Consider the following 12,011-nt stretch of genomic DNA (forward strand, 5'->3'; position numbering starts at 1 on the left):
GGCCGGCTTTGCCGGACAGGTCCTGGCGGCAGCTACGCGGTCCGGTCCCGCCGCCCCTTGGGCACGGTGTCGGCGAGCCGGCCGTGTTCCCGGCCGAGTCCCGGCGGGATGTCCTCGCCCGCGCCCGCCCGGGACGGCAGCACCGCTACCGCCGCCCGCCACACCCTGAGCATCGTCATGTCCTCGGCCCGCGGGGGTTCCGTGGGCCGCCCTTCCCGTGCGGCCGGTGTACGAGCCACAGCCGGCGTTGCGCGTACGACGCGGGAATCACGTGCACTCCTCCATGCGGACCGGGCCGTCCATGCCCTCTGCGCGGGCGCGTTCCGGCCCCGCGTGCGCAGTTGCGATGGTGCTGACAAGCACCGTGCGCCGGCATCGGTGGGAGCCGCAGTTACAACCACCGCCGACGCCCGTGTCCCGCGCTTCAGCGGCTCTCGGCGAGGGCGGAACGATCTCCTTGCCGTCGTCATGGCGCCGGCCGAACCCTTCACCGTCCGTCGGAACCCTCCTGCTCACGCGTCCCAGGTGACCGGGAGGCTCTTCACGCCGTGGACGTCTGCGATGTCCACCTCCGGGCGCAGGACGATCTCTTCGGCGGGTACGGCGAGGCGCAGTGTGGGGAAGCGGTTGAGCAGTGCGGGGAACGCGACCCGCATCTGGACGCGGGCCAGTTGCTGCCCCAGGCACTGGTGGATGCCGTGGCCGAAGGCCAGATGCCCGCCGCCCTTGCGGTGGAGGTCGAGCACGTGCGGGTCGGCGAAGCGCTCGGGATCACGGTTGGCGGTGTTGTACGACAGGATCAGCGGCGAGCCGGCCCTGATGGTCCGCCCGCCGAGTTCGACGTCCTCCAGCGCCGTCCTCATGAACGTCTTGCCGACACTCAGATACCGCAGGAGCTCCTCCACCGCCTGGTCGGTGAGCTCGGGATCGTCACGCAGCGCGGCCAGTTGACCAGGGTTGCGCAGCAGCGCGAAAGTACCGAGCGCCAGCATGTTCGTGGTGGTGTCGAGCCCGGCCGCGAGCAGGATCAGAGCGATCCCCACCAACTCCTCGTCGGTCAGATCACCGCCGGTGAGATCACTGAGCACATCGTCGGTGGGGCGCGCGCGTTTCGCGGCCACCAGCTCCGCCAAGTGCTCCTGCGTCGCGGTGTAGGCCGCCATCAGATCCTCGCGGGGTGCCTCCACGTTCCGGAACGCGTCGACCTGTTCCTGGAAGAAGTCCCGGTCCCCGTGCTCCACCCCCAGGAGCCCGCACATCATGATGGTGGGGACGGGCTTGGCGAACGCGGTCACCAGGTCGGCCGGCGGCCCGGCTTTCTCCATGGCGTCCAGCTGTTCCGCGGTGATCTCCTCGACGCGCTCGGCGAGCAGCCGTATCCGCCGTACGGTGAACTTGCCCATCAGCGGTTTCCGATAGCGGCCGTGCCGGGGCTCGTCCATGAAGAGGAACTCGCCGGGCGGCGCCGGGGAGAACTCGATGCCTCCGTAGTCGATGGTCGGGTGGAGCATGAGCTCCTTGCGCGAGCTGAATCGCGGATCGGCCAGCACCGTCCTGATCAGGTCGTATCCGGTGACCAGCCACCCGGCTTTCCCGCCGGGGAAGGTGTAGCGGCTGAGGGGGCCGTGCCGGCGGGCTTCGAGCAGCTCTGTCGGCGGGTCGAAGGGGCAGCCGGGCCGACGCGCCGTCGACCATGTCGTGACCGTGTGCAAGAACTCAGCCATGCCCCATCCTCATCTCGCAACAGTGCGTGTGTGACCGAACTCGGAAACGGATGACCGGCGAAAGGGGTAGGGGCGGCGCTTACTCGGTCCCGGCCGGGTCGGTGTCCGTCAGTCCCAGCTCTCCTGACGCGATGTCCCAGATCTCCCGGACGACGTCCGGATTCAGGAGCATCTCGCGGTGTGTGCAGTCGAGCGTGTGCTCCCGCACCTCGCCGGAGACGAGCGGACGCCACAGTCCGGCCTTCTCCTCCGAGCCTGCGGAGATCAGCAGCAGCGTCCCGGACGTCTTCCGTGTCTGGTGCGCCAGCAGGATCCTGGTGTTGTTGCGCACGATCCGGATGTACGCCTCGTGCTCCGCACCGGTGAGCGCCCCGGCGACCGTGTCCTCCTGTTCGGCGAAGCCCGCCCGCTGTTCGGCGGTGGCGGGGCCGTCCACCGGGGCCGAGTCCAGTACGACCAGGGCCGCGACCTCTTCGCCCGCGTCCTGGAGCTGAGCGGCCATCTCCTGGACGACGTTTCCGCCGAAGGACCAGCCGAGCAGGTGGTACGGGCCGGTGGCCTGCACGGTGCGGATCTGCGCGACATAGTCGGCGGCCATCCGGGACAGGGAGTCGGGCAGTTCGGCTTCTCCGTGGTCCATGCCCCGGGGCCGCAGGGCGTAGAGCGGCCGGTCCTCGGGCACGGAGTCGGCGAGCCAGCCGTATTCCCAGCCGAGTCCCAGCACGGTGTGGGCGCAGAAGAAGGGAGCGCGGTCGCCGCTCGACCGCATGGGCACCAGTACGCCGTTGTTCCCTTGCCGCCCTTCACCGGCGATCCGGGTCAGGAGACCGGCCACGGTCGGCGCCTCGAACAACGCCCGTATCGGGATCTCCGCGTCGAGGACCGCCCGGATGCGGTTGACCAGGCGCACGGCGAGCAGCGAGTGCCCGCCCAGTTCGAAGAAGCTCTCGTCGACCCCGACCGGTGACACGCCGAGCACCTGCTCGAAGACCGAGCACAGCAACTGCTCCCGCAGTGTGACCGGTGGACGGCCGCCCGTGCGGGGACCGGCGGAGTGGTCCGGCGCGGGCAGTGCCGCCCGGTCCAGCTTGCCGTTCAGGGTCAACGGCAGTGTCTCCAGCACCACCACCGCCGACGGCACCATGTGCTCCGGAAGCCGGTTCGCCACGAACTCCCGTACGTCCGCCGCCAGCCGGGCCCCGCCCTCACCGGTGTCCGCTCCGGTCTCCGGGACCACGTAGGCCACCAGGCCCAGGTCGCCGGTGGGGTCCTCACGGGTGACGACGGCCGCCTGCACCACCTGCCGGTGGCCGGTCAGCGACGCCTCGATCTCGCCCGGCTCGATCCTGAATCCACGGAGCTTCACCTGGTCGTCCGTGCGGCCGGTGAACTCCAGGAGGCCTTCGGCGTCCCATCGCACGACATCGCCGGTCCGGTACATGCGTTCACCCGCCGGCCCGAACGGGCAGGCCACGAAGCGCTCGGCGGTCAGCTCCGGGCGCCCCAGATAGCCCCGGGCCAACCCGTCGCCGGCCACGTACAGCTCACCCGTCATGCCCGGTGGCACGGGCAGCAGGCCGTCATCGAGCACGTACGCCCTGATGTTCCGGATGGGGCGTCCGATCGGCACCGTCGCGCCGTCCCTTGCCGGGTCGCAACTCCAGGAGGTGACGGCGATCGAGGCTTCGGTGGGGCCGTAGAGGTTGTACAGCGGCACGGCCAGCGCCGCCTGGAAGCGGTCGCGTACCACCGCCGGGAGCGCCTCCCCGATGCACAGGACCGCCCGCAGGCCGGTGCACCGCTCCACGGCGCCACCGTCCAGGAACGTCCGCAGCATGGAGGGGACGAACTGGACGACGGTCACCCGTTCCCGGCCGATCAACTCGGTCAGGTACTCGGGGTCCCGATGTCCGCCCGGCCGGGTCAGCACCATCCCCGCACCGTTCAGCAAAGGCCAGAACAGCTCCCACACCGAGACGTCGAACCCGAACGAGGTCTTCTGCAGGATCCGGTCCGTCGAGTCCAGGGAGAACTCCTCCTGCATCCAATCCAGTTGGTTGACCACCCCGTGGTGCGGGACGGCAACTCCCTTCGGGGTCCCGGTGGACCCGGAGGTGTACATCACGTAGGCGGGATGACCGGGCCGCAGCGGCGCGCCCCGGTCGGTGTCGGTCACCGCCTCGGGGGAAGCCGCCGCCACCGCCGCCCGCACCGCCGGTTCGTCCACCCCGATCCACTCGGCCGCCACCCCTGCCGACGGGGGCCGGCCGGCGGTGCCCCGGAGACGGGCGGTGATCTCTCCGGTGCTCAGCACGGCCACCGGGGAGGCGTCGGCGAGCATGAGGCCGATGCGCCGCAGCGGCTGGCCGGGGTCGACGGGCAGGTAGGCGCCACCGCTCTTGACGACGGCCAGCAGCGCGACGACCTGTTCCACCGAGCGGTCGAGGACCACGCCGACCAGGGCTTCGGGCCCCACCCCGCGGGCGATCAGAGCGCGGGCCAGCCTGTTGGACCGCGCTTCCAGTTCGGCGTAGGAGACCTGCTCTCCCTCGGAGACCAGCGCGACGGCGTCCGGCGTGCTGACGGCCTGCCGGTGGAACAGCTCGGCGAGGGTCGTGTCCGGTACCGGGCGGGCGGTGTCGTTCCACTCCGTGAGCATCCGCCGCCGTTCCGCACCCTCCAGCAGGTCGACGCGGCCCACCGGCCGGGTGGGGTCGGCGGTGACCGCCTCCAGGACCCGTACCAGCCGGGCCACCAGTGTCTCCACGGTGGACCGGTCGAAGAGTTCGGCCGCGAACATGATGCCGCCGTCGAGCCCGGCCGGTCCGCCCGCCGCGTCGAAGCACTCCTGGACCTCGATGTCCAGGTCGAACCTGGCGGAGAGCGACCCGGCCGGATGCTCGGTCACCCGCACACCGGGCAGCCGTAGCGTGGACCTACGGTGGTTCTGCACGGCGAGCAGAACCTGGAACAGCGGGTTCCTGGCCATCGAACGCGCCGGGGCCAGCTCCTCCACCAGCCGTTCGAAGGGAACGTCCTGGTACTCGAAGGCCTCCAGGCTGGCCGCGCGCACCCGGTCGAGCAGTTCCACGAAGTCCGGGTCGCCCGACAGGTCGGTGCGCAGCACCAGGGTGTTGGCGAAGAAGCCGACCAGGTCGTCCAGGGACTGGTCCGTCCGGCCGGCCACCGGGCTGCCCATCACGATGTCCCGTCCGGCGCCGCTCTTCGACAACAGCACCGCGACCGCCGCATGGAGCAGCATGAACATCGTCACCCCCTGCCCGAGCGCCAGCTCGGCCAGGCGCGCGTGCAGCCGCGCCGGCACCTGCAGCGGCACCCAACCGGCACGGTGGCCGGCCACCGCCGGCCGCGGCCGGTCGAACGGGAGGGCAAGCTCCTGGGGCGCCCCGTGGAGCCGGTCCTTCCAGTAGGCCACCTGTCGGGCGAGCACGCTCTGCGGATCGTTCACGTCCCCGAGGAACTCCCGCTGCCACAGGGTGTGGTCGGCGTACTGGACCGGCAACGGCTCCCAGCGCGGTTCGTGCCCCGCGCGCCGCGCCCCGTACGCCTCCGACAGATCCCGCCACAGCGGATCCATCGACCATCCGTCACCCGCGATGTGGTGGACGACGACCGAGAGCACCCACTCCCCGCTGCGGGGTGACACACCGCCGGGTGACGCGGCGTCGGCCGCGGCTCCGTCCGACAGGTCGAACAGGTCGGCCTTGAGCGGAAGTTCGGCTGCCAGGTCGAAGGAGTGGACGGCCAGCCGGTCGAGGCACTCCTGGAGCTCCTCGTCCCCGACGGCGGTGACCGGCAGCTCGACGACCGCCTCGTCGACGGGCCGGACGCGCTGGGAGGGCCGATCGCCCACCAGGGGGAAGGTGGTGCGCAGGCTCTCATGCCGGGCCACCACGTCGGCCAGGGCCGCGCGGAGGGCCGCGATGTCCAGGTCGCCGGACAGTCGCAGTACCAGGCAGATGTTGTAGAGGTGGTTGGGGCCCTCAAGACGGTCCACGAACCACAGCCGGCTCTGCCCGTAGGACACCGGCAGCACGGCCGGCCGCGGCATGGGCAGCACCGGCGGCCGGGCCGGGCCGCCGGCCCGGGTCAGCCGCCGGGCGAGACCGGACACGGACGGCGCCTCGAACACGGCTCCCACGGAGATCTCCGCACCGAGCACCGCCCGGATGCGGCTGACCAGCCGTACCGCCAGCAGGGAATGACCGCCCAGCGCGAAGAAGTCGTCGTCCACACCGACCCGCGGCACGCCCAGCACATCGGCGAAGATCGTGCACAGAAGCTCCTCGCGCAGGGTCGCCGGCGCGCGTCCGGTGCCGGTCACGGCCGTGAGGTCGGGGGCCGGCAGGGCGGCCCGGTCGACCTTTCCGTTGACGGTGAGCGGCAGCCGCTCCAGGACCGACACGAAGGAGGGCACCAAGTGGTCCGGCAGCCGGCTGCCGACGAACTCCCGCACCCGGGAGGCCAGTTCGCGACCGGTCACGGCGGGGTCCGCGGGTGCCACGTAGGCGGCGAGGCGCTTGTCGCCGGGGGTGTCCTCACGGACCACGACCACCCCCTGGGCCACGTCGGGGTGTGCGGACAGGGCGGCCTCGACCTCACCGGGTTCGACGCGGAAGCCGCCGATCTTGGCCTGGTCGTCGACCCGGCCGACGAACTCCAGCTCCCCGTCCGCCCGCCACCGCACCACGTCGCCGGTGCGGTACATCCGCCCGCCCCGCGCCTCGAACGGGCAGGCCACGAAGCGTTCGGCGGTCGCTCCCGGCCGCTGGGCGTAACCGCGTGCCAGTCCCTCACCGGCGAGGTACAGCTCGCCCGGCACGCCGACGGGTACCGGGTGCAGGGAGGCGTCGAGGACGTAGGCCCGGGTGCGGGCCAGCGGAAGGCCGATGGGGATCTGCCGGCCGCTGTCGACGTCCGCGCGGGTGACCGGGTGGCTGTGGGTGTAGGTGGTGCTCTCGGTGGGCCCGTAGCCGTTGATCAGCGTGGTGCCGGGCAAGGCGTCGAGCAGGGTGCGGCAGTGCTCGACGGAGAGCGCGTCACCGCCGGTCAGCAGGGAGCGGACACCGTGCAGCGCCTCGACATCGAGGTCGATCACCTGGTGCAGCAGTCCGGTGGGCAGCACGGCGACGGTGACGTGGTGCCCGGCCAGGAAGGTGCGCAGTACGGCCACCGAGGGCGTGCCCGCCGGGCCGACGGCCAGGGTGGCGCCGTTGAGCAGGGTGATCCAGATCTCGAAGGTGGTGCAGTCGAACGACACCGACGCCAGGTGGGCGACGACGTCCCCGGCGTGCACGTGCGCGTAGTCGGCGGGGCGGACCAGGCGGTCGATGGCGCGGTGGGTGACGGCGACACCCTTGGGGACACCCGCGGAGCCCGAGGTGTGGACGGTGTAGGCGGCGCCGTCGAGGTGCGGCCGCGTGTCCGGCGGTGCGGCGTCCTCGGCGGCCACCGCCGCCCTGGTCCGCGGGTCGTCCAGGACGATGCGTACCGGTGCGGGCTCCGTCCGCGGCAGCCGGGTCGCGATGTCGCTCGTGGTGAGGAGGGCGACGGGGCCGGCGTCGGCCAGCATCAGCTCGATGCGGGCGGCCGGGTAGGCGACGTCGAGGGGCAGGTAGGCGCTACCGGACTTCAGGACGGCGAGGAGGGCGACGACCATCTCCGGCGAGCGGGTCATGGCGACGGCGACGAGGCGCTCAGGTCCCGCGCCGTGCCCGGCGAGGTACCGGGCGAGCCGGTCGGAGGCCGCGTCGAGTTCGGCGTACGTCATCCGCGTACCGTCGGCGACCAGGGCGAGGGTGTCCGGGGTACGGGCGGCCTGGGCCCGGAAGTGGTCGGGCACCGTGGCGGCAGGTGCGGTCCGCTCCGTGGCGTTCCACTCGACGAGGAGGCGCCGGCGTTCGGACTCGCCGAGCAGCCCGATGTCCCGGACGGGTCGGTCGGGGTCCGCGACGACGGCACGCAGGACGTGCAGGAGGCGGTCGGCGAGTGCCTCGGCCGTGGCACGGTCGAAGAGGTCGGCGGAGTAGGTGAGGCCGCCGTCGACCCCGGCGGGCCGGCCCTCGTCGTCGAACCGCTCGGCGACCTGGAAGTCGAGATCGAACTTGGCCCGGGTCACCTCGGTACTCAGGCCCTCGGCTCCCAGGCCCGGCAGGTCGACGGAGGCGGGGGGCACGTTCTGGACGGCGAGCATGACCTGGAAGAGGGGGTGGCGGGCCAGGGACCGCGCCGGTGCCAGCTCCTCGACGAGCCGTTCGAACGGCACCTCCTGGTGCCCGAGGGCGCCCAGCGCCGACCTGCGCACCCGGGCGAGGAGTTCGGTGAAGGTCGGCTCACCGGAGAGATCGGTGCGCAGCACGAGGGTGTTGACGAAGAACCCGACCAGGTCGTCGACGGCCTCGTCGGTACGGCCCGCGACGGGGCTGCCGATCACGATGTCCTGGCCGGCGCCGAGCCGGGAGAGCAGCACGGCGAGGGCGGCCTGCCACACCATGAAGGTGGTGGCGCCCTGCGCGACGGCCAGTTCGGCGAGCCGCTCGTGCAGCCCGGCCGGTGCGGTGAGAGGCACCCAGCCGCCGTCCCGGCTCGCCACGGCGGGCCGCGGCCGGTCGGTGGGGAGGGCCAGCTCCTCGGGGCTGTCGCGCAGCGCGTCCTTCCAGAAGGCGACCTGCCGGCCGAGGAGACTGTCCGGGTCGTCGCCGTCGCCGAGCAGTTCGCGCTGCCACAGGGTGTGGTCGGCGTACTGCACCGGCAGCGGTTCCCAGCCAGGGGCCCGGCCGGCGCGGCGGGCGGCGTAGGCGGTGGAGAGGTCGCGCAGCAGCGGGCCCATGGACCAGCCGTCGGCGACGATGTGGTGGGTGACGAGGACCAGTACCGCCTCGTCCACGTCCGGCCCGTCAGCCTCCGGGCCGTCCATGTCGAACAGCGTCGCCCTGACGGGTAGTTCGCCGGCGAGGTCGAAGGCGTACCCGGCGGCCTCGGCGATCCGCGCGTCGAGTTCCCCGCGGTCGACGCGCACCACGTCGAGGTCCAGGTGGAACGCGTCGGCGGGCACGACGTCCTGGTAGGGGTCGCCCTCGTCCTGCGGGAACCGGGTGCGCAGGCTCTCCTGCCTGGCGACCAGGTCGGTGAGGGCGGCACGCAGCGCGCCGGTGTCGAGGCTCCCGGTCAGGCGCAGCACGAGCGGGATGTTGTAGAGGGATCCGGCACCCTCCAGCCGGTCCACGAACCACAGGCGGCGCTGGGCGTACGACAGGGGCAGCCGCTCGGGCCGGGGGCCCGGGGTGACGGCGGGCCGCGCCGCGACAGCACCGGCCGCCTCGACGGTGGCGGCCACTCCGGCGACGGTGGACGCCTCGAAGACGGCGTGGACGGGAATCTCGACGCCGAGTACGGTGCGGATCCGGCTGACGAGGCGCACGGCGAGCAGCGAGTGGCCGCCGAGCGCGAAGAAGTCGTCGTCCACGCCGACCCGCGCCACGCCCAGGATCTGGGCGAAGACGGAGCACAGGAGTTCCTCGCGCAGGGAGGGCGGCCGGCGCAGCGCACCGGCGGTGACCGCTTCGGGCGCGGGCAGCGCGGCGCGGTCCACCTTGCCGTTGGCGGTCAGCGGCAGCCGGTCCAGTGCCACCACGGCGGTCGGCACCAGGTATTCGGGCAGCCGTTGGGCGACGAACTCGCGCACGTCGGGGGCGGGTTCGCCGGGCACCGACGTCACGTAGGCGACCAGGCGCTTGTCCCCGGGGGTGTCCTCGCGGACGGTGACAACGACCTGTGCGACCGCGGGGTGGGTGGCGAGCAGCGCCTCGACCTCGCCGGGCTCCACCCGGAACCCGCGGATCTTCACCTGGTCGTCGGCCCGGGCCACGAACTCCAGCGCGCCGTCGGCGCGCCGTCGCACCACGTCGCCGGTACGGTACATGCGCGCGCCGGCGCCTTCGAACGGGCAGGCGACGAACCGTTCCGCGGTCAGGCCGGCCCGTCCGACGTAGCCGCGGGCGAGTCCGGCGCCGGCGATGTACAGCTCGCCCGTGACGCCCACCGGGACGGGGTCGAGGGCGGTGTCGAGGACGTACACGCCGGTGTTGTCCAGTGGGCGGCCGATGGGGACGCTCTCGCCGAAGGCGTCGGGGTCGGTCAGGGGGATCTGGGTGGCGATGACGGTCGCCTCGGTGGGTCCGTAGCTGCTGCGGATGACGATGCCGGGGACGGCCCGCATGATCCGGCGGACCGCGTTACCGGGCACCACGTCGGCGCCGGTGAGCACGTCGTGGACGCCGGTGAAGGCGCCGGGGTCCTCCTCGGCGATGACCCGGAAGAGGCCGGCGGTCAGGTGGACGTGGGTGAGTCCGTGGGTGGTGACCAGGGTACGCAGCCGGGCGGCGTCGATCCGGCCGGGCGGGGCGATGACGAGTTCGCCGCCGTTGAGCAGTCGTACCCACAGCTCGACGGTGGAGCCGTCGAAGGTGTGGGGCGCGGCGAACCAGCCGCGGGCGGTGCCGGGGAACTGCCAGCAGCGGTCGCCTACGAGGTCGACGACATCGCGGTGGGTGCATCCGATGCCCTTGGGCTCGCCGGTGGAGCCGGAGGTGAACATGATGTAGGCGAGCTGGTCGGGCAGGGTGCGGCCGGCGACGGCGGTGGTGGGCCGGCCGGCCCACTCCGCGTCGCCCGCGTCGGCGACGACGACGGTGGCGACGTGTGCGCGCACCACGTCGGTGTGGCGGCCGTCGGTCAGGCACACGTCGACTCCGGCGCGGTGGAGCGTCTCGGCGGTGCGGGAGGCCGGCTGGGCGGGGTCGACGGTGACGTAGACGCCGCCCGCCTTGAGGACGGCGAGCAGGGTGGTGACCAGGTCGGGGGAGCGGTCCATGACGACGCCGACCGGGGATTCCGGGCCGACGCCGAGGTGGACGAGGTGGTGGGCGAGCCGGTTGGAGCGGGTGTCCAGTTCGCCGTAGGTGACCTGCTCGGTGCCGGAGACGAGGGCGACGGCCTTGGGGGCGCGGGACGCGCGGATGCCGAACAGTTCGGGGACGGTGAGCGCCAGGGTGTCGCTGCGGGCGCCGTTCGACTCGGTGAGCAGACGGTGCCGCTCGGCGTGGTCGAGGAGGTCGATACGGGCGACGGGCCGGGCGGGGTCGGCGGTGACGGCGTCCAGGACGCGCAGCAGCCGGCCGACGAGGGCCTCGGCGGTGGTGTGGTCGAAGAGGTCGGTGGCGTAGGTGAGGCCGCCGGTCATGCCGCCGGGCGCATCGGCCTCGTCAGGGAGTTCGACGACCTGGAAGTCGAGGTCGACCTTGGCCGTGTTGGGCTCGCCGGGGCGGGCGTCCACGACGAGGCCGGGCAGCGCGACGTCCGCCTGGGGCACGTTCTGCACGGCCATCATGACCTGGAAGAAGGGGGCGCGGTCGGTGTAGCGGGCGGGTGCGAGTTCCTCCACGAGGCGGTCGAAGGGGACCTCCTGGTGGTCGAGGGCGTCCAGCGCGGAGGTGCGCACCCGGGCGAGGACTTCGGTGAACGTCGGGTCGCCGGACAGGTCGGTGCGCAGCACCAGGGTGTTGACGAAGAACCCGACCAGGTCCTCCAGCGATTCGTCGGTACGGCCCGCGACCGGACTGCCCAAAGGAATGTCCTCACCCGCGCCCAGCCGGGACAGCAGCACCGCCACCGCCGCCTGCCACACCATGAACATCGTCACACCCTCGGCCCGCGCCAGCTCCGCCAGCCGCCCGTGCAACTCCCCGGGAACGTCGATGCCGGCCCAGCCGCCGCCGCGTCCGGGCACCGCCGGGCGGGGCCGGTCGAACGGGAGGGCGAGTTCTCGGGGAATGCCGTCGAGTGCGGCCCTCCAGTGCTCGACCTCCGCGGCGAGCAGACTGTCGGGGGCGTCCCGGTCGCCGAACAGCCGTTGCTGCCAGAGGGTGTAGTCGGCGTACTGGACCGGAAGCGGCGCGAAGTCCGGCGCCCCGCCCTCCCGACGTGCCGCATAAGCCGTCGAAACATCCCGCCACAACGGCGCCATCGACCACCCGTCACCCGCGATGTGATGCACCACCAACACCAGAACAGAACTCTCCTCACCCACCCTCAACAACGACGCACGCAACGGCAGCTCACCGGCCAGATCGAAAACATGACCACACGCCTCCTCGATCCGCCCCTCCACCAACGCCTCCGACACCGCCACCACCGGCAGCTCCACCACCGCCTCCGACACCGGCACCACCACCTGATACGGCTCCCCATCCACCTGCCCGAACCGCG

Annotated in this window: 3 protein-coding genes; all 3 read right to left on the bottom strand. The window is 72.5% G+C overall.

The genetic code is table 11. From position 1 onward, the window contains the following. Window positions 1–32: 32 nt before the first annotated feature. Window positions 33–179 carry a hypothetical protein gene (locus ACFXPL_RS24720; RefSeq protein WP_384923471.1) on the bottom strand — a complete coding sequence of 49 codons (147 nt, stop codon included), beginning with the start codon at window positions 177–179 and terminating at the stop codon, window positions 33–35. A 333-nt stretch (window positions 180–512) separates the two neighbouring features. Continuing rightward, entirely contained in the window at window positions 513–1,724 is a 1,212-nt protein-coding gene (locus ACFXPL_RS24725; protein ID WP_384923474.1) for a cytochrome P450, read from the bottom strand. Between the two features lie 79 nt (window positions 1,725–1,803). Then, window positions 1,804–11,997, bottom strand: a complete 10,194-nt coding sequence (locus ACFXPL_RS24730) for an amino acid adenylation domain-containing protein (RefSeq protein ID WP_384923477.1) — start codon at window positions 11,995–11,997, stop codon at window positions 1,804–1,806. Between the last annotated feature and the right edge of the window lie 14 nt (window positions 11,998–12,011).

Source organism: Streptomyces sp. NPDC059092, from assembly GCF_042756365.1.
Lineage (GTDB): Bacteria > Actinomycetota > Actinomycetes > Streptomycetales > Streptomycetaceae > Streptomyces.